The sequence below is a fragment of the Thermus thalpophilus genome, from assembly GCF_022760915.1.
In the GTDB taxonomy this organism is placed as follows: Bacteria; Deinococcota; Deinococci; order Deinococcales; family Thermaceae; genus Thermus; species Thermus thalpophilus.
This window is the reverse complement of record NZ_JAKTNS010000017.1, coordinates 15,679-33,789: the sequence shown is the minus strand read 5'-3', so window position 1 is coordinate 33,789 and position 18,111 is coordinate 15,679. Positions and strand designations below refer to the sequence as shown.

Annotated in this window: 16 protein-coding genes; 1 reads left to right on the top strand and 15 read right to left on the bottom strand. The window is 67.0% G+C overall.

Annotated elements, in window-relative coordinates:
* Nucleotides 1-36 precede the first annotated feature (36 nt).
* From L0D17_RS07450 to L0D17_RS07415, 8 genes are read right to left on the bottom strand one after another with little or no spacing between them, the layout of a single operon-like run.
* Complete coding sequence (locus L0D17_RS07450; RefSeq protein WP_243094639.1) at nucleotides 37-1,338, bottom strand: TRAP transporter large permease; 1,302 nt, start codon at nucleotides 1,336-1,338, stop codon at nucleotides 37-39.
* Entirely contained in the window at nucleotides 1,335-1,796 is a 462-nt protein-coding gene (locus L0D17_RS07445; protein ID WP_243094638.1) for a TRAP transporter small permease, read from the bottom strand. Before L0D17_RS07445 ends, L0D17_RS07450 begins: the two co-directional genes overlap by 4 nt.
* Nucleotides 1,793-2,749, bottom strand: coding sequence for a TRAP transporter substrate-binding protein (locus tag L0D17_RS07440; RefSeq protein ID WP_039460517.1), 957 nt, complete (start codon nucleotides 2,747-2,749; stop codon nucleotides 1,793-1,795). Before L0D17_RS07440 ends, L0D17_RS07445 begins: the two co-directional genes overlap by 4 nt.
* Before the next feature lie 22 nt (nucleotides 2,750-2,771).
* Nucleotides 2,772-3,761: an ABC transporter substrate-binding protein gene (locus L0D17_RS07435; protein ID WP_243094637.1), complete on the bottom strand. Its 990-nt coding sequence runs from the start codon at nucleotides 3,759-3,761 to the stop codon at nucleotides 2,772-2,774.
* Entirely contained in the window at nucleotides 3,758-4,528 is a 771-nt protein-coding gene (locus L0D17_RS07430) for an ABC transporter permease (protein WP_039460520.1), read from the bottom strand. Before L0D17_RS07430 ends, L0D17_RS07435 begins: the two co-directional genes overlap by 4 nt.
* Complete coding sequence (locus L0D17_RS07425; protein WP_243094636.1) at nucleotides 4,515-5,288, bottom strand: ABC transporter ATP-binding protein; 774 nt, start codon at nucleotides 5,286-5,288, stop codon at nucleotides 4,515-4,517. The genes L0D17_RS07430 and L0D17_RS07425 overlap by 14 nt, the downstream gene beginning before the upstream one ends.
* Nucleotides 5,285-5,833, bottom strand: coding sequence for a peroxidase-related enzyme (locus tag L0D17_RS07420; RefSeq protein ID WP_243094635.1), 549 nt, complete (start codon nucleotides 5,831-5,833; stop codon nucleotides 5,285-5,287). Before L0D17_RS07420 ends, L0D17_RS07425 begins: the two co-directional genes overlap by 4 nt.
* Complete coding sequence (locus L0D17_RS07415) at nucleotides 5,827-6,636, bottom strand: cyclase family protein (protein WP_243094634.1); 810 nt, start codon at nucleotides 6,634-6,636, stop codon at nucleotides 5,827-5,829. The genes L0D17_RS07420 and L0D17_RS07415 overlap by 7 nt, the downstream gene beginning before the upstream one ends.
* 383 nt (nucleotides 6,637-7,019) lie before the next feature.
* On the opposite strand from L0D17_RS07415, the gene L0D17_RS07410 reads away from it, so the two are divergent.
* The gene (locus L0D17_RS07410; RefSeq protein ID WP_243094633.1) at nucleotides 7,020-7,817 is read left to right on the top strand and encodes a glycoside hydrolase family 191 protein; all 798 of its coding nucleotides are present in this window, start codon (nucleotides 7,020-7,022) and stop codon (nucleotides 7,815-7,817) included.
* On the opposite strand, the gene L0D17_RS07405 is transcribed toward L0D17_RS07410, so the two are convergent.
* From L0D17_RS07405 to L0D17_RS07375, 7 genes are read right to left on the bottom strand one after another with little or no spacing between them, the layout of a single operon-like run.
* On the bottom strand, nucleotides 7,798-8,499 hold the full coding sequence (locus L0D17_RS07405; RefSeq protein WP_243094632.1) for a hypothetical protein: 702 nt from the start codon (nucleotides 8,497-8,499) through the stop codon (nucleotides 7,798-7,800). The genes L0D17_RS07410 and L0D17_RS07405 overlap by 20 nt on opposite strands.
* Nucleotides 8,480-9,742, bottom strand: a complete 1,263-nt coding sequence (locus L0D17_RS07400; protein WP_243094631.1) for a hypothetical protein — start codon at nucleotides 9,740-9,742, stop codon at nucleotides 8,480-8,482. Before L0D17_RS07400 ends, L0D17_RS07405 begins: the two co-directional genes overlap by 20 nt.
* Nucleotides 9,739-11,160, bottom strand: a complete 1,422-nt coding sequence (pelF, locus tag L0D17_RS07395) for a GT4 family glycosyltransferase PelF (RefSeq protein ID WP_243094630.1) — start codon at nucleotides 11,158-11,160, stop codon at nucleotides 9,739-9,741. Before pelF ends, L0D17_RS07400 begins: the two co-directional genes overlap by 4 nt.
* Nucleotides 11,141-13,252, bottom strand: coding sequence for an Agd3-related carbohydrate-binding protein (locus L0D17_RS07390; RefSeq protein WP_243094629.1), 2,112 nt, complete (start codon nucleotides 13,250-13,252; stop codon nucleotides 11,141-11,143). Before L0D17_RS07390 ends, pelF begins: the two co-directional genes overlap by 20 nt.
* Before the next feature lie 4 nt (nucleotides 13,253-13,256).
* Nucleotides 13,257-15,206 (bottom strand): hypothetical protein, encoded by a 1,950-nt coding sequence (locus L0D17_RS07385; protein WP_243094628.1) that lies wholly within the window; start codon nucleotides 15,204-15,206, stop codon nucleotides 13,257-13,259.
* Between the two features lie 11 nt (nucleotides 15,207-15,217).
* Nucleotides 15,218-15,976, bottom strand: coding sequence for a hypothetical protein (locus L0D17_RS07380; protein ID WP_243094627.1), 759 nt, complete (start codon nucleotides 15,974-15,976; stop codon nucleotides 15,218-15,220).
* A gap of 11 nt (nucleotides 15,977-15,987) precedes the next feature.
* Complete coding sequence (locus L0D17_RS07375) at nucleotides 15,988-18,069, bottom strand: dockerin type I repeat-containing protein (RefSeq protein ID WP_243094626.1); 2,082 nt, start codon at nucleotides 18,067-18,069, stop codon at nucleotides 15,988-15,990.
* Between the last annotated feature and the right edge of the window lie 42 nt (nucleotides 18,070-18,111).

Sequence of the window (18,111 nt, the reverse complement as noted above, 5' to 3'; positions counted from 1 at the left end):
GTGGGCCAGGCTTCCACAAAAAGCGACACTTCTGGGCTAACCCCCCGTCATGGTGCGGGGAAGCCAGGTGGCGAGCCCCGGGAAGGCCACCAGTAGGGCCACCATGAGGAGGAGGACGCCCATGAAGGGCAAGGCGTAGCGGGCGATCTGGAAGAGCTCCTCCCCGGTGAGGGACTGGAGGACGAAGAGGTTGAAGCCCACGGGAGGGGTGATCTGGGCCAGCTCCACCATGAGCACCAGGTAGACGCCAAACCACAAAGGGTCCACCCCAATGGCCTTCACCACGGGGAGGATCACGCTGATGGTGAGGACCACGATGGAGATACCATCCAGGAAACACCCCAAGACGATGTACACCAGGCTGAGGAGGAAGATGAGGGCCAAGGGGCTGATCCCCGCCTCCACCGCCCAGGTGGCGAGGGCCCGGGGGATGCCGGTGAAGCCCATGGCCAGGGTGAGCACCCCAGCCCCCGCCAGGATGAGGCCGATCATGCTGGTGGTGCGCACCGCCCCGAGGAGGCTTTCCCAGAAGAGGGTGGGGGAGAGCTCGCGGTTTAGGGCGGCGAGGAGAAAGGCCCCCGCCACCCCGATGGCCGCCGCCTCCGTGGGGGTGGCCACGCCGAGGTAGATGGAGCCCAGCACCAAGAGAATGAGGAGGAACACAGGGAGGACCCCAAGGAAGTCCCGAAGGGCCTCCCCCAGAGGCTTGACCGCCTCTTTTGGCAGCTCGTCCCGCCTGAGAAAGGCGAGGAAGGCCAGGAGGAGCATGAAGAGGAGGGTGAGGACCACCCCCGGCACCACCCCGGCCATGAAGAGCCGGGCCACCGACACCTCGGCCATGACCCCGTAGACGATCATGACGATGCTGGGGGGGATGAGGAAGCCCAATGTCCCCGCCCCGGCCAAGGAGCCCAGGGCCAGGGCCTTGGGGTAGCCCCGCCGTAGGAGCTCCGGCAGGGTGAAGCGGCCCACGGTGGCGGTGGTGGCGGCGGAGGAGCCGATCACGGCGGCGAAGAGGGCGCTCGCCACCACGTTCACGTGGAGAAGCCCCCCGGGGAGCCGGGAGAGGAGAGGGGCAAGCCCCTGGAAGAGCCCCTGGGCCAGGCGGGAGCGGTAGAGGACCTCCCCCAGCCACACAAAAAGGGGCAAGGCGGCCAGGCTCCAGCCCGAGGTGGCGGTCCAGAGGGCCGTGGCCAGGTTGGGGCCCAGGGGGGCGGTGGTGTAGAGGGCCAGGGCCAAAAGGCCCACCAGAAGAAGGGCGAGGCCCACGTAGACCCCCAGGCCCAAGAGGGCGAAGAGGGCGAGGATGAGGACCAGGCTGGCCTCGAGGAGGTTCACCGCCACCCCCTTACCGTCCGCCCGAAGGCCTCCAGGAGGGCCAAGCTGAAGAAGCTAAGCCCCAGGGCGAGAAAGCTTTGCGGAATCCAAAGGGGGAGGGGCAGGAGCCCCGGGGCCAGGTCCCCGTAGCGGTGGCTTTCCAGCACCCGGGCCCATGCGTGGTAGGTGGCGTAGAGGCTTCCCCCAAGGCCAAGGATGAGGGAAAGCGCCTCGAGGGCCCTCCTCGGTCCCGGGGGAAGCCGCTTCGGGAGAAGCCCCACCCGGATGTGCCCCCCGGCCCGCAGGGTGGGGGCGAGGCCCAGGAAGATGAGCCCCGCCGTGGCGAAGCCGGCGAGCTCCAAGGCCGAGGGGACTACGAAGCCGAGAAAGCGCCCCACCACCTGGGCCAGGATGACGAGGAGGATGAAGAGGGCCATGAGGGCCGCCAGGACCTCGGCCAAGCGGAAGAGGAGGTTCATCGCCCCAAGTACTGGCGGTAGACCTTGATCCCCGTGGCCCCCGCCTGGCGTTGCCACTCCAAGACCATGGTCTGGCCCACCTTTTTGAGTTCGGTCAGGAGCTGAGGCGAAGGCTTCACCACCTGCATCCCCCGGCTCGCCAGGGTCTTTAGGGCCTTCTCCTCCTGCTCTTGGCTGAGCTGCCAGCCCCGCTCCTCCGCTCGCCTTGCCGCCTGTAAGAGGGCCTCGCGGTCATTCGGGGAGAGGCCCTCAAAGGCCCTGCGCCCGATCACCACCATGTTCTTGGGGATCCAGGCCTTCACGTCGTAGAAGTAGCGGGCGAAGTCCCAGGCCTGGCTGTCCACGCCGGTGACGGGGGAGGTGACCATGGCCTCCACGATCCCGGTGGCGAAGGCCTGGGGGATGTCCGCCGCCTCCACCTGCACCGGGGTCATGCCCAAAAGCTCCGCCAGCCGGGCGGTGGCGGGGTTGTAGGCGCGGAAGCGCATCCCTTTAAGGTCTTGGGCCGAGTTCACCGGGCGCTTGGTGTAAAGGCCCTGGGGCGGCCAGGGGACGGCGTAGAGGAAGACCACCCCCCGCTGGGCGAGCCACCGCTCCACCTCGGGGCGCTGGGCCTGGTAAAGCCGCCGCGCCTCTTCGTAGCTCGTGGCCACGAAGGGGATGGAGTCCAGGTTGAAGAGGGGGTTCTCGTTGGCCAAGAGGGACATGAGGACCTCCCCCAGCTGGACCTGCCCGTTGCGCACCGCCGGGAGGATCTGGGGGTGGGGGAAGAGGGACCCCCCGGGGTGGACGGTGACCTTGACCCGCCCCCCCGTGGCCTCCTCCACTTCCTTGGCGAACTGGAGGATGTTCTGGGTGTGGAAGTTGGCCGGGGGATAGGGGGTGGCCATGTTCCAGGTCTGGGCCTGGACCGTGAGGGAAAGGGCTACCAGGGCGAACAGCGCCTTTCGCATCGCTACTCACCTCCCTTCCTGTTCACCGCTTGGGCACCTGGTCCACGAAGGCGTTGGTGTAGGTGCGTTTGAGGTCTATCCGCGCCCGGGCTACGTTGGGGTCAAAGGCGGAGAGCACGGTGAGGGGCCTCAAGGGAGCGGTGTCGCTGAAGCGCCCCGTGGGGGAGAAGCTTTCCAGGGAGTTCCGAAGCACCTTCAGGTAGAGGGCCTTATCCCCCAGGAAGTACTCCTCGGGCAGGATGGCGGCGATTTCCTCGGGGGACTTGCCCTGCATCCAACGCAGGCCCCGCACCATGGCGTTCACCAGGCGCTGGGCCGTGTCGGGGTTCCGCTCCAGCCAGGCCCGGGTGGTGTAGAGGACCGCGGCCGGGTACTCCCCGCCCAGGACCTCCCGGGTTCCCTTGGTGGTGCGGGTGTCCGCCAGAACCTTGATGAGGCCCCGCTCCTCCAGGAGGGTGATGGCGGGCTCCACGTTGGAGATGGCCTCCACCTGCTTGTTCTGCACGGCGGCCACCGCCTGCGCCCCCACGGACACCCCCACCACCGCCACGTCCGTGGGCTTAAGGCCGTTTTTGACCAGCAGGTAGTTGAGGAAGAAGTGGGTGGAGGAGCCGGGGGCGGTGACCCCCACCCGGCGCCCTTTGAGGTCGGCCACCGTCTTCACCTGGTCGGCCAGGTCGGTCCGCACCCCGAGGACGATGGCGGGGTAGCGCCCCACCTCCACGAAGGCCACGATGTCCCGGCCCTGGGCCTGCATCTGAATCGTGTGGTCGTAGTAGCCCATGACCACCTCCACGCTCCCCCCGATGAGGGCCTGGAGGGCCCGGGAGCCCGCTTGGAGGTCCTGGATCACCACGTCCAAGCCCTCGTCCTTGAAGTAGCCGAGGCGCTCCACCACGGTGAGGGGGAGGTAGACCACGGCGGTCTTGCCCCCAACCCCCAGGACCACCCGCTTCTGGGCAAGGCCGAAGGCCAAGAGCACCAAGAGCGTCCACACCCAAAACCGCTTCATCTTCCTCCTCCTTCCTTAGGGCGCCACACCAGGAGCCTGCGCTCCAGGGCGCCCACCAGGGCGTCCAGCGCCAGGACGAAGGCCATGAGGACCGCCATCCCGGCGAAGACCCCCGTGGTGTCAAAGACCCCTTCCGCCTGGGCGATGAGGTAGCCGAGCCCGGCGGCGCTCCCCAGGTACTCCCCCACCACCGCCCCGATGACGGCGAAGCCGATGGAGGTCCTTAGGGAGCTGAAGATCCAGCTCGCCGCCGCCGGCAGGTAGACGTGGGCCAGGAGGTGGCGGCGGCGCGCCCCGAGGAGGCGGGCGTTCTGCAGGACGATGGGGCTCACCTCCTTCACCCCTTGGTAGGTGTTGAAGAAGGCCACGAAGAAGACCAGGGTCACCCCCAGGGCCACCTTGGAGAGGAGGCCGAGGCCGAACCAGAGGGTGAAGATGGGGGCGAGGACCACCCGGGGGATGGCGTTCAGGGCCTTCACGTAGGGGTCCAGCACCGCCGCCACGCCGGGGGCCAGGGCGAGCCAAAGCCCGAAGACCACCCCAAGGAGGGTGCCGATGGCGAAGGCCAGGAGCATCTCCGCGGTGGTCACGTAAAGGTGGGGGTAGACCTCCCCGGTGGCGAACCAGCGCCAGACCCGTTTGGCGATCTCCGAGGGGACGGAGAAGAAGAAGGGGTCGATGCGGCCGGTCCTCGAGGCCCACTCCCAAAGGAGCAGGAAGCCCAAAAGGAGCCCCGCCTGCCAAAGCCTCGCCCTAAGCCCCGGCATGGGCCCGCATCACCTCCCCTCTGAGGAGCTCCCAGATCTCCCGGTGGAGCCGCAGGAACTCCGGGGTGAGCCGGACCTCCGCCACGTCCCGGGGCCGGGGGAGGGGAATGGGAAACTCCCCGATGGGCCGGGAGCGGGGCCCGGCGGAAAGGACCACCACCCGATCGGAGAGGGCGATGGCCTCCTCGAGGTCGTGGGTGACGAAGAGCACCGTCTTGCGGTCCTCCTGCCATAGCCGCAGGAGCTCGTTTTCCATGAGCTGCCTGGTCTGCACGTCCAGGGCCGAGAAGGGCTCGTCCATGAGGAGGAGCTTGGGGCCGGCGATGAGGACCTGGGCTAACCCCACCCGTTTGCGCATCCCCCCCGAAAGCTGATGGGGAAAGTGGCGGGGGAAGCGCCCAAGCCCCACCTTCTCCAGCCAGGCCGTGGACCGCCGCCGGGCCTCGGGCCAGGGGAGGCCGCGGAAGACCAGGGGAAGGGCCACGTTGTCCAGGGCGGTCTTCCAGGGCAGGATGGCGTCCTGCTGGAAGAGGTAGCCCGCCAGGGGGTTGAGGCCCTTGAGGGGCTTCCCCTCCAGGAGGACCTCCCCCCGGCTTGGGGCAAGGAGGCCCGCCGCCACGTTGAGGAGGGTGCTCTTGCCGCACCCCGTGGGTCCCACCAGGCTCACGAACTCCCCGGGGGCGAGGCGGAGGGTAACCCCCTCCACCGCCACGTAGTCCCCAAAGGCCACGGAAACCTGGCGGAACTCCAGCAGGCTCATGGGTAGTACTCGGGGTTGGGCCGGATGCCCAGGGCGTTCAGGAGGCGGTTGGTGAAGTTGAACATGGCGGCCACCTCGGCGGCCTCGAGGATGGCCTCGTCCGAAAGCCCCGCCTCTCTTAAGGGCCTCAGGTCCTCTTCCGTCATCTCGTGGTGCCGGTGGGTCATCTTCAGGGCGAAGTCCACCAGGGCCCGCATCCTGGGGGGAAGCTCCGCCCGGTGGGGATTGGCGGCCAGGACCTCGGAAAGCCGCCAGTCCCCCGTGAGGTCCTTGAGGTAGCGCTTGTGGCTCGCCACGCAGTACTCGCAGCGGTTCTCCCCGCTAATGGCGATGGCCATGGCCTCCCGCTCCTCCCGGGTGAGGAGGCCCTCTTCCCGCATGAGGGCGTGGTAGTAGCGGAACCAAAGGGGGAAGCGGGGGCTTAGGGCGAAGGCCCGGGCCACGTTGGGGACGAAGCCCGTCCGCTCCCGGAACTCCTGGAAAAGCGCCCGCACCGCCTCGGGGAGCTCCTCCTCCTCGGGCACCCGGAGCCAGGAGATCACCATACCGCCACCGCCCGCACCGGGCCGCCGGAGGCCTTCTGGTGCTTGGGCCCGCCCACGAAGAGGAGGGCCCCGGCGGGGGGTACCTGGGCCAGGTTCGCCAGGTTTTCCAGCCCGTACTTCCCCGCTCCAAGAAGGGTGACGTGGGCCTTGAAGTCCTTGGAGGGGCCGTGGTCCAGGGAGAGGGTGTCCACCCCCACCCCCACGATCTCCCGCTCCCGTACCAGGAACTCCGCCGCCTCGGGGGAGAAGCCGGGGAAGTGGAGGGTGCCGGAGGCGTCCTGGTTGAGGAAGGCCTTGGGGTTGCGCCAGCGGGCCTCCCAGCCCGAGTGCATGGCCACGAAGGCCCCCTTGGGCAGGCGGCCGTGCTGGCGCTCGTAGGCCAGGATGTCGTCCACGGTGACCTGGGCGTCGGGGTCCTTGGCCGCCCGCTCGTGGATGTGGATCACCGCCAGGGGGGCGATGAGGCTGGCCACGGGGAGCTTCTCGGCGGTGAGGCCCCCTTCGGCGAAGTGGGCGGGGGCGTCCATGTGGGTGCCCGAGTGCTCCCAAAGGTCCAGGCGGTTCCCGTAGTAGCCGTTTTGCCGCACCGTGACCAGGGTGGTGATGCGCATGGGCTCGGCCCCGGGAAACAGGGGGATCTCAGGGGAGAGCTCGTGGGTGAGGTCCACCGCCCTGCTGAAGGCCTTGCCCTGGACCTCCGCCTGCGCCAAGGCCTTAACCGCCAAAAGCCCAAGGCCCATCCCCAGGAAAGCCCTGCGGGAAAGGGCGCGGGCCACCTCTTCCATCACCAAGGGCGCGCACATGCTGGCCTCCTTTCTTGCCGTATAAACTTACCACGGGGCGGCAAAGGTAGGCAAGAGCTTGCCGGCCTGTCCTTTACCCGCTTTCCCCGACCGAGCCTGGTGCAGTGCGGAATTCACCCCTATTCCATGACCACCTAAACCTTCGGGGGGCCTCCGCATGCGTAAGGGTGGGCCCTCATGAAACCAACACCCTGCGCTCAGGAACGGGCGGTAGCATAGAACAAATGGGGCGATGGGGGTTTCCCCAGGGGGGGTTTAGGCGGTGGGGACGGGGGGTCCTCTGGCTGACCTTGTTGCTCCTCGCCCTCGCCGCTTGTCGCGGGACGGGCGAGGCCCCTGAGCCTCCTGGAAGCCCACCTCCTGCGCCTGGTCCTGCGCCGAGCGTGCGTACTTGGATCTACCAGCTCACGGGCTATCCGGCCTCGGGGCTCGCCGCCTTGGGAGCCGCAGCCGCCGACCTTTACGTGATTGACCTCACCAAGGACGGGGCGACGCCTTGGTCGGGCGATGATCTTGCCGCCCTCGAGGGAAAACCCGTCTTGGCCTACATGGAGATCGGGGGGATGGAAAACTACCGGCCGGAGTATTCGGTGGTCCAAAAGGATGCGCCCGATCTACTCCTGAACTCGGTGCCAGGCTGGAGTGGGGAGTGGTATGCCAAGTACTGGGACGAGCGCTGGTGGAACCTAGTGGTGCGGCCTAGGCTGGACAAGGCCTTTGCGGCGGGGTTTAAAGGGATCTACCTGGACCTGGTGGATGCCTACGAGGGGATCAGCCTAAATTTGGTCCCGGGAGAAACCCGGGATAGCTTGGCGGCCAAGATGGTGGCCCTCCTGGGGCGGATCAGCCAGTATGTCAAGGCCAAAAGGCCCGACTTTTGGGTCTTTCCCCAAAACGCCCCGGAACTCAGGATGCGGCCGGGATATCTCTCGGCCATAGATGGGATTGGCCTCGAGGAGCTCTTCTTCTACGCCACCGACAAACCCTGTACGGATTCGGGTTGTCAAGAACGCCTCGCCCACGCCCGCGCCATCCGGGATGCGGGCAAGCTGGTCCTCACGGTGGACTACGCCACCCGGCCGGAAAACGTGCGGGCGGCGTGCGAGAAGTCCCGCGCGGAGGGGTTTGTGCCGTACGTGACCGTGGTGGACTTGGATCGGATTAGCCCCTTGTGTCCGTGAGGGTCAAAAGGTGCCGCTCCTGGGCGAGGACCGGCGTTAGCCCATAGGCCAGGGCCCGCCTCCTTGCGAAGCGGGCGAGCCTAGGGTCTGGGGCGTAGTCTAGGCTGTACCGCTCCCAGGGGTATTGGGCAAGGGCCAGGGCCCAGCGGGCGTTGGTGCGGAGGGCAGACCGGGGAAGGGGCTTTCCGCCCCCTTCCCAGGTGGTGGAGAAGGCCTCAAAGACGATCCCGTCCACGAGTTCCGCCAGGTGGGGCAGGAGGGCGAAGCCGCGGTTGGCGAGGAGGAAGCAGGGCCCCACCGCCCTGCGGAGTTCCAAGAGGAGGCGGAGGGTGCCTTCCCGGTTCGTGGCCGCCCCTTGGTCCAGGGTGTCTAGGAAGAGGCCACGAAAGCCTCGGGCCAAGTAAAGCAAGGCGCTTTCCACCACCTTGGCCACCCAGGCTGGGTGGGTGGGGTCCACGAGCCTCGTGTTCCAAAGGGGGTTCAGCCCCCGCTGCCAGGGCGCCTCGGGGCCCGGATCCTCCCCGAGGCTCAGGTAGGCCAGGGGCTCGGTGGGGGCTAGGGCCGCTAGCTCCTCTGGGGTGTAGGCCCAAGGCTGCAGGACCACGCGGCGGAAGACCCGAAGCTCGGCAAGCCTTCCTTGGCCGTAGTAAAAGGCGAGGGGCTTAAAGAAGGTAGACGCCATAGCGCTCCGGGTGGCGCAAGTACTCCAGGAAGTAGAGGAGGAGGGAAAGCCCCACGGCCCCCAGGATCAAGGGGTTTCCCGTCAGGTGGAGGAGAAGGGCGCTTGCCAGCAAGGTGAAGGCACTGGCCCGGATGCCCCCTAGAGCGTTTAGGCCCAAGGCCACGGCGCTCGTGAAGCCCAAGAAGCCAAAGCCGAGGAGCGCCTTTCCGTAAACGTCCGACCAGGGAAGCGCTAGCAGAAGGACCAAGGTGGGGACCGAGGCGGTGAAGGCGTAGGTCCAGAAGGCGCGTTGGATGGCAAGAACGAGGGATTCCGGGCTCGCCTTTTGCCAAAGGGTTTTGCCCAAGGCCTGCACGAAGGCGGCCAGGCGCATCTCTATCAGCAAAGCGGCGAGCAGGTAAGCGGCTAGGCCCAAAAGCGCCCCTTGCCCTGCTCCTTCCACAAGGCGCCAGAGCACGAGGCCTTGCCCCAAGCCGTATGCGGCGTAGACCCATTCGGTTAGAAGGGCGTGGTACAAGAACAAGAGGCCGTGCGCTTTGGGCAGCCCCACTTCCCGAAGGAGGAAGGTTAGGGGGAAAAGCCCCACCCAAAGGGGAGAAGTTCCCACCATCCGGAGTACAATCGCCCCCAAGAGGAAGCCGGCGGCTACCCCTGTGGCCTTGCCCTCGAGGCCCTTAAGCGTCAAGACCCCCACCGCCACCCAGGCCACGCCCACGCTCCAGGAAGCGGCCGGGCCCAAATCCCAAGGGGCGGTGAGGGAAACGCCCACTACCCCCAGCCAGGCAAAGGCGGCGTGGACGCTTGGGATTTCGCCCGGGCCGAGCTCCACCACCGCCTTGAGGGCTCCCCGGGCGGCGAGCTGGCTCCAGACCAGGAGGAAAAGGGCGGGAAGCCACCCCACCTCCCCCGCGCCTTGAAAAGCCACCAGGGTACCCAGCAGGGTGAGGGCCACCGCCAGGTGCCGCAACCCCAGGCCCCCTTGCGGCGTTGGGGCCTTTGCTCGGGGACGAAAATCGCGCTGGGCCAGGGCGAAGAGGGCTTGGGCCAGGGCAAAGGTGCTCGAAAGCCCAAAGAGCCGTTCCACGCGGTAGCGGTTGTAGCCCAAAACCTCCAAGTGGGCGGCAAGCTCGTAGGGGTCGCTCGCTTGGGCGAGGAGGTCTGGGAAGGAACGGGCCAGGTCCTGTAGCCCCTGGGGGTTAGGGGGCGGGAAGGTGGGGGGGCGGTACTCTCCTCGGGCGCTCATTCCGGCACCTCCACCGCCCCGCGCAGGACGAGGCCCTTGTAAATGGCGGAAAACTCTTGCAGCATTCGCTCCAGGGTGTAAAGGGTGAGGACCTTTTCCCGCGCCTTTTTGCCTTGCTCCAGGCACCGCTCGGGGTCTTGTAGAAAGCTTAAAAGGGCTTCCGCCAACGCCTCGGGATCCATGGCAGGCACCACCTCGCCCACCCCCTCCAAGACTTCCCCCACGCTCCCCACCCGGGTACCCACCAGGGTTCGGCCCACCGCCATGTTTTCAATGACCGTGTAGGGGAAGCCCTCGGAGATGCTGGAAAGAACCCCCACCCATCCCTGGTGGTAAGCCTGGTACACGGGGCTCGCGGGGCCCATGAAGCGCACGTTCGCTCCCAGGCCGAGTTCTTCCACGCGGGCCCTGACGCTAGCGGCGTACCCCTCGTTGCCTCGAGGCACGGGGCCGAAGAGGAGGAGCCGGGCCTCCGGCAGCGCCTCCCGCACCCTGCCGAAGGCTTCCACCAGGGTGAGGAGGTCCTTCAAGGGGTCAATCCGCCCCACCCAGACGGCGGTGGGGGGGCCTTCCAGGTGGGGAGGTGCCTCGGGGAACTGGGCGGGATCTATGCCGTTGGCCACCACCCGGATGCGCTTGGGGTCAGCCCCCAGCTCCACCTCCCAACGCAGGTTGAAGCGGCTCACCGTGGTGATGAAATCGGCCTTCTGGTAGGCCAAGCGGCTCGTGAGGTGGTAGAAGCGGGCCTGAACCAGGCGCTCCGCCGGAGAAGGGTTGGTTTCCGAGAAGGCCAGGTACCGCTCCCGCAGGAAAACCCCGTGCTCCGTGAGGAGGAACGGCACCCCCAGGTGCCGGGACACGAGCCAAGCGGGGATGACGGCCAGGCCCCCGCTGGTGGCGTGCACCAGGTCCACCTCGGGAATGGGGTCTAAGGCCAGGAGGGGAAGCAAGGTGGAGCGCAGCCAGTGCAAGACGGCAAGCCCCTCCCCCAAGGTGGGGGGGCGGCCAAGGAGGAGGCTGAGGCGTTGGCTGAGGAGCCCTTGGACCTTGGGATGGAGGAAGAGGTCGTGAAGGTGGCGCTTGCGCAGAAGGAAAAGCTCCCAAAGCCCCTCTTGGAAGCTGGCGAGGTCAAGCTCCAGAAAGGAGAAGAGCTTTTCCAAGGCGGGAAGAAGGGCGTGCAAGGGAGCGGGGGAGAAGGGAAAGGGTCGGGGCGGGCGGAAGAGGTGAAGGGTCCGCAAGGTGGTTCCGGGGGGAAGGGGCAGGGCCGGCTTGGTCTGTTGGGGGCCCCAAAGGGCGAGCACCGTGAAGGCCCCTTCCAGGCCGAAAAGGAGCTGCTCGCACCAGCGGCTTACCCCGCCCACGGCGTAGGGGTAGGTCCCTTCGGTGATGAAAAGAACCCTAAGGTGTTTGGAAGGCATAGGTGCCCGTTCCGACAAAGCAGCGGTTCACGCCAGCGTAGGCTTCGCAGGCGGGGCCTTGGATGCCTGTCACCCAGACGGGCTTGCCCTGGAGGGTGAGGGTGCGGGCGGCCGGGTCAATCAGGGCCTTCACGCTTCCCGTCCGCACCGCTTCGTAGTGGCGGTAGCGCTTCAGGGCGTGCTCCCCGTACTCCCTCCAGGTGGGGGAGAGAAGGGGGAGGGTGGTGTAGGTGGCGTACTTGGCCACAAGGGTTTCCACCCAGTCAAAGACCAGGTTCTTGCCCGGGGCGTACTCGTGGAGGTTGGCCTGGTGGAAGTAGTGGCTTCCCCCGTCGGTGAGAAGGTGCCAGAGCGCCAGGTTCGTTTCCTGCTGCAGGTATTCCGCGTAGGTCAGGTCGCGGGGCCAGTAGGGGTCAGTGCCGCCCGGGCCATAAACGCTGTTGTAGGCGGCTAGGGCTTCCTGCGCCGTGGTGACGTTGTAAAAGACGTTAGTGGGCCGGTCCGCCACCAGGTAAAGCCCGGGGGCGAGGGGGTGGGGGTAGGCGCAAGTGCGGCAGGGGGGCTTTTGGCTATTCACCGACCAGTTGACCTTGGCGAAGCGCACCTTGTACTCCGCAAGGGCCTGGAGGAAGAAGGGGTTGGAGGCCCCAAGGCCGTTGTCCGTGCGGGGGAAGTCGTAGGGGTTTTGTCCCTTCCAGCCAAAACCGGAGTACTGGCCGCTTTTGAACACGGTGTGCTCGTAGCGGAGGCCGAGGAGGCTCGCCACCCTGTTGTTCTCGGCGATCTCGCGCTCCGCCTGAGCCAGGTCGGTGAAGTCCATGTCCCAGTGTGTGTAGGAGTGGTTGTAAAAGCGGAAGGTGTCCTTTAGGGCCTGGCTGGCCTGGACCAGGTCGTCCGCCAAGTTCAGGGGCTCTTGCGCCAGGGTTTCGGACGGGTCGCAGGGGTCTTGGTTGTCGTTGGGGTTGGGGTCCAAGACGGCTCCGCAGCCGTTAAGCACCAGATCCAGGGTGAAGGCCTGAGCCACGGGGTAGGTTTGGCGGAGGATCGCCTGCTTGGCGGCGACGGCCTGGGCCTCGGCCCCGCTGAGGCGGAAGGTGAGGGTGTTCCCCACCCCGGAGCTATCCCCAGAGACCTCGGTGGAGAGGAACCAGTCGTCCACGTCTACCCTGAGGTAGCGGCTGTACTCCCCCACGTACACCCCTCGGGTGAGCCAGCGGATGAGCCCGGGGGCGAGGAGCCAGGTGTGGACGAGGTAGGGGCTTTGGTCAAAGGTGAGGACGAGTTGCTCCCGCCCGTCAGCAGTGGCGCGCACGATGCCGAAGAGGTTGCCATCGGCGTCCGTGAGAAGGGGGGTGGCGGCGCACGTGCCGCTTAGCGTCGCCTTGTAGGCATAGGCGTGCCGGAGGGGCAGGGTGCCCGTGAGGTCCGGGAAGAGGGTTTGGCCTTCTTGCGTCAAGGTGAGGGGGTAGCTTTGCGTGGCGAGGTCTATGCCGTTTGGGTCGTAGGCTGCGGGGCTTGGGGTTAAGAAGCCGGCCACGTTGCTCAGGCAGTGGTCCTCGGGGTAGGTTCCGGGATAGGTGTAGAGGACGAGTTCCCGAACGCCGTAATCCCGCTCGTAGGCCCAAAGGCGGTTCCAGTCGTCCGCGGACATGTGGTAGGTGGGTCCCGAGTCGGACCAGGTGGCCAGCTGGCCCTCCGCCAGGATCACCCCTTGGAAGCGCCCGGTGCCGTCGGGGTTGGTGAGGGGGACCTGGCTGAAGGGCGTCTGGCTCACGTTCACCACCTCGTAGGGGATGAGAAACGTTTCCAGGATGTCTTGGGCGGCGGCGAAGTGGGGGGCTTGCTCGGGGTCGGTGGAGGTGGTCAGGACCAGGATGCGGGCCTCGTACTTGGCCCCGGGAAGGGCCTGGGGCCTTAGGGGAAGCGTGAGGGGTACGGGCCCCTCGAGGGCCGGCAAGGGGCGGCTTGGAAGCACCGGCAAGGCCGGGGGGGCGAGGGGCGGGCCCTTCACCTGCACCTTGGGTGCCTGGGAGGACGGGCCTTGGAAGCTGCAGGCGGCGAGGAGGAGGGCAAGGAGGGCGAGGCGGCGCATGGCTTCACCTTCCCTTCTGGGGCAGGTTCAGGGGGCTTAGCCCCAGACCCTGCGGCTGGATGCTCGCTACCCCGCTTCCTTGCTGGACCCCGTTGGCGTCCAAGGTCAAGACGTGCCACCAGGTGTTGTACCCGACACCGCTTGTGGGGGCGGGGAAGTTGGCCACGGGGTAGCCCGCGTTAAAGACCTGCACCTGAGCCCCTGAGGTGCTCCAACTACCCCCGCCGAAGTACCAGTGGACGTAGACGCGGTAGCTTCCCCCTTGGTAGGCGAAGCGGAGGGTTTCCTGCCCGGGGCCTTGGGGGGTATCCCCTTCCAGGCAGGCGGGGCCGGTGGGGGGGCAGGTGCCCGGGTTGTTCCAGTAGATGTGGTTCGCCGCCGGGCTGTCGGGGTAGAAGAGGTGGAGGTCCAAGTCGGCGGCGTTGTTCCAGGAGAGGAGTATGCGCCACTCGGAAGCGTAGGTGACGGTGAGGGTGAAGTCCCAGATCCCTGGGGTGCCGCCCCCTTGGGGCGTGGCCCGAAGGCGCAAGGGGTAGGTGCCGGGGGGTGGGTTTTGCACCTGGAGGGCCACGGGTCCGCCGCTCGCCGGAAGGGTGGTGCCGGAGAGGGCGATGCCGGGAGGAGGAGGGGTTCCGTCCTGGCGGGTGAGGGTGAGGTCCAAGGGGGTGTTGAAGCCGTTTTGCGGCGTTACGTTGACCTGGAGGCTTCCTGACCCGCCCCAGGGCAGGGTTAGGGCGGTATCCCCGCTTAGGGTGAAGCCCGTGGCCCTCAAGGTGAAGCTTGCCTCCCGCACCCGGCCTCCTCCTTCCGCCCGGAGGGTGAGGGCGTAGTCCTGAGGACTCAGGCTCGGGGCCAGGGCGAGGGTGAGGGCAAGGGTGAGGGGGTTTGGGCCAAGGCTTACCTGGGTGGGGCTCAGGAGGATGCCCGAGGGCGGGTTGACCAGGCTCAGGTTTACGGGTCCGGTGAAGCCGTTTAGGGGGGTGAGGGTGAGGGTGGCCTGGGCGGTGCCGCCCACGGGGGCGGTGGGGGTGCCCGAAAGGCTTAGGACGAAGTCGGGGGCGGTGCTGTTCACCGCGATGGCCCGGCTTCCCGCGCTCCCGGCGCTGAAGAGGATGGCCCCTTGGCTCACGCTTTGGTTGGCGGAAACCCGGTAGACTTTGCCCGCGTAACCCGAAGGGGTGGTGTCCTGGACGACGAGCCCCTCGGCCGCCTGGAAGGTAAGGGGGGGAAGCGTGCCGTGCCCGGAGTTGCCCACCAGGACCAGGGCGGTTTCGCCGGGGTTGAGGTTAAGGGCCAGGGGCGCCACCTCGAGGCCCGGCCCCAGGTTCGGATTCACCACCTTGCGCAAAAGCCGTACTAGGTCCTGCTCGTCCGCGTAGCCGCTGGAGTCCAGGTCGGCGTGGTAGCGGCGGTAGGGGGTGGGGGAGGCCGCACCCGTGAGGAGGTCGGCGAGGAGGAGGGCGTCCGACAGGCTCACCCCTCCGCTTCCGTTCAGGTCACCCAAAGGGTTTTGCGCAAAAGAGGCCTCCACCTCGTTCTGGGCTATGCCAGGAAGGGGGGTGTAGCCCTGGGGGGCCAGCTGGCCTTGGGGGGCCGGGCCTCCCCCTTCCCAGGAGGGGGTGATCCGGGCTGCCTCCGCTTCCAAAACGCGGACCTCGGGTCTTGCCCCCGGCCGAAGGACCTGGAACTGGACCCGAAGCACCTCGCCGGAGCGGGCTTGGTAGGAAACCCCTGCCAGGCGCACCCGGCCCGCCTCCTGGTACGCCTCGGTGAGGAGGGGGCTTTGCAGGCCCAGGTAACGGAGGGCGCTTGGGTCAAAGGTGATGTCCACAAGCAGACCCCGCGTGGCCTCGCCACGCAGGACCAGGGTGTCGGGAGAAGGGGCATGAGTCCCTTGCGGACCCCCGCAGGCGGCGAGGAGGAGAAGGACGAGCAAGTAGGGGCGTTTTGCCATATGAGCACCTCTTAGGGGCCGAGGGAAAGGCTACCCCCAGCCACGGATTCCTCTTCGTAGGAGCCTGCTTGCACCAGGATTCCTTCTTCTAGGGAGAGCACGCCCCCGCCCGAACCCGTCAGGGCAACCACTCCCACCTGACCGGGACCTTGGAAGGCTTGGGTGGCTTCGCAGGCCACCAAGGCGTTCCAGAGATTCGGGTTCCGGGAAACCTGGTGGAGGTCGGTGAGGCATCCTTGGGTGAGGGCACCTGGGCTGAGGGTAAGGGTGAAACCCAAGGGGACATCGAGGCGAAACCCCGCTCCTTGGTGGGGCCGGAGGGTTTGGCCGAGGTGGGTGGCCACGAAGTAGCCGTTCTCCCCCCGCCCCGGGAGTCTTGGCTTAAGGGCCAACAGGACCAAAACCCCGAGGTCCTTTTCCTGGGCGAGGTGGCCGCTTTGCGCCCGGAGCTTGAGGGCGTAACTTCTGGGCGCAAGCGTGTCTAGGGCAGAATCCCCCAGGGTTTCGTGGACTGCGTTGCCGGAAAGCCACACGGAGGAGGGGGTCAGGGCGAAACCGGGCGCAGAGCTGCCGTCCCAGTGGGCCAAGGTGAGATGCACCGAGCCGGCGAAACTCTCTTCTGGCGTGAGGGTGATCCAGGTGGCCTGGTTCCCCCCTTGGGGAATGGTGAGGGTGGAGGGGAGGGGGCCTGAGAGGGTGAAGGAGGGACCAGGCACCCGGGGAAGCTGGGTATAAGAGGTAAGCCCTAAAAGCACGAGAAAACCCCGCATCCAAGCTGCCTTCATGGGGTCAGGGTGAGGCTTCCTCCGCTCACCGAGGTGTCCTCGGTGTAGTCGGGCTTGGTAAGCGCCACGTTCCCCACGCTCAGGGTTCCGCCGCCCGTTCCCGTGACGGTGAGGACTGCGAGCTGGCCGGGTCCGGTGAAGGAGCTGTTGCACACGAGGGCCACGTTCCACTGGTTGGGGCTCGTGGATACCTGAACGAAGTCCAGGGTGCATCCTGAGGTCAAGGCACCCGTGCCCGCGCTCAGGCTGAAGCCTGCGGGTAGCGTGACGCTAAAGAGAGCGGCGCGGTAGGCGTCCGTGGTGCCCACCAGGTTCACCCCCACGCTGTAGGTGTTGCCCGTGCGGCCCAGGAGGGTGGGTTGGAGGGCCTTGGGGGCGGCGTTAACCGTGAGGGTAAAGGCCTGGCTCCGGGCGAGGCCGCCACCTGTGGCTTGGAGGGTAAGGGTGTAGTTGCCGGGGGGCACGTTGGGCCCCACGTTCAGGACGAGGGCCACGTTGCCATTGGTGGTGGGGTTTTCGGCGAAGGCGTAGGTCACCTGGTTGCTCCCGTTGCCGAGGATGGTCCCGCTCAGGCTCAGGGACACGGGTCCAGAGAAGTGGGTGCGGTTGAGGGTGATGTTCACTGTATCCGAAGCGCCTTGTGTTATGGCGATGTCGCTTGCACTCACGGTGAAGTCGTAAAGGGTGACGCTCAGGGGCTGGCTGCGGGAGAGGCTCCCCCCGGTTGCCCGCACTTGGAGGTTGTAAACCCCAGCCGGGGCGCTTCCCGCCTGCACGGTCAAGGCCACGGGGCTGCTTGCGGGCAGGGTGGCGCTAGCCGGGCTTAGCGTGAGGGGAGTGGGGTTGCCGTTGGTGTCGGTGAGCCCCAGACTCACGCTCCCACTGAAGCCGCCGTAGGTGGAGAAGAACGCTTGTAGGTTTGCCGTTCTCCCCACTGGGAGGGTGAGGGCGTTTTGGTCTAGGTAGAAGTCAAACCCTGGGCTTTCTTGAACCACCAAAGCGAAAGGTTTTTCTTGGGAGTTGCTTCCGCTTTCCGCCCTAAGGCGCAGGGTGTAGGTGCCCGGGCTGACCCCGCTTCCTACGCTAAGGGTGAGGGTACCGCTGAAGGGGCCACTCAGGTTCACCGTGGACGGGCTTTGCAGGCTCACTCCAGAGGGGGCGTCCAGGAGGCTCAGGCTCACGGTACCCGTGAAGCCGTTGACCGGGGTAAGGCTAAAACCTAGCGTGGCGGTTCCCCCGGGGGTAGTGCTGGTGCTTGGGGCGGCTAGGTCCAGGGTGAAGCTGGGGTAGGGGGCGTGGACCCGGGCGGTGCGGGTGCCGGCGGCGCCGGCTTGGCACTGAATGCTGCCTTCCAGGGTGTTGCTCTGGGCCTGCAACCTGTAGGCCTTGCCCGCGGCTCCCTGGGGGGTTTCGTCCGTCAAGGCGATCCCTTGGGGGTGGGTGCAGGACACGGTGGGAAGGGTGCCATTCCCGGAGTTGTTGAGGAGGAGATAGGCGGACGCGCCAGGGCTCAGGGTGAAGTCCTGCGGGGCGAGCTCCAGGTTAGGTTCTAAACCCGGGTTCACGATCTTCCGCAAAAGAAGGGCCAGGTCTTGGCCTGTGAGGGTGCCGCTGGAGTTGAGGTCCCCGTGGTAGCGCTGGTAAGGGGTGGGGCTCGTGAGGTTGCCGGCCAGAATATCCGCGAGCAAAACGCCATCAGCAAGGCTTACAGCCCCACTTCCGTTGAGATCGCCCAAGGGGTTTCGCACGAAGGAGGGATCGGCCTCTGCCTGGTCAATTCCTTGGACCACGGATTCCGGCAGGACCAGGGTCTGGGATTGTAGGGTTCCTCTTCCCCAGGTTTGCCTTACCGTCTGGCCTTCAGGGTAGGTTTCCACCACCCGCACCTCCGGCCGTGCCCCAGGCCGAAGCACCTCAAAGGTGAGCGCCAAGATGGGGCCCGAGGGCGCATTGGGGGCCACCGCTGCCGCCCGGACCTTCCCCGCTTCGGCGAAGGCCTCGGCGGCGTAAGGACCTTCTGTCCCCATGTAGCGCAACGCCGCGGGGTCAAAGGTGGCCTCCACCAAAACCCCCCGCACGCCGTTACCCTGGAGCGCCAGGGTCCAGGTTTCCGGGGACCG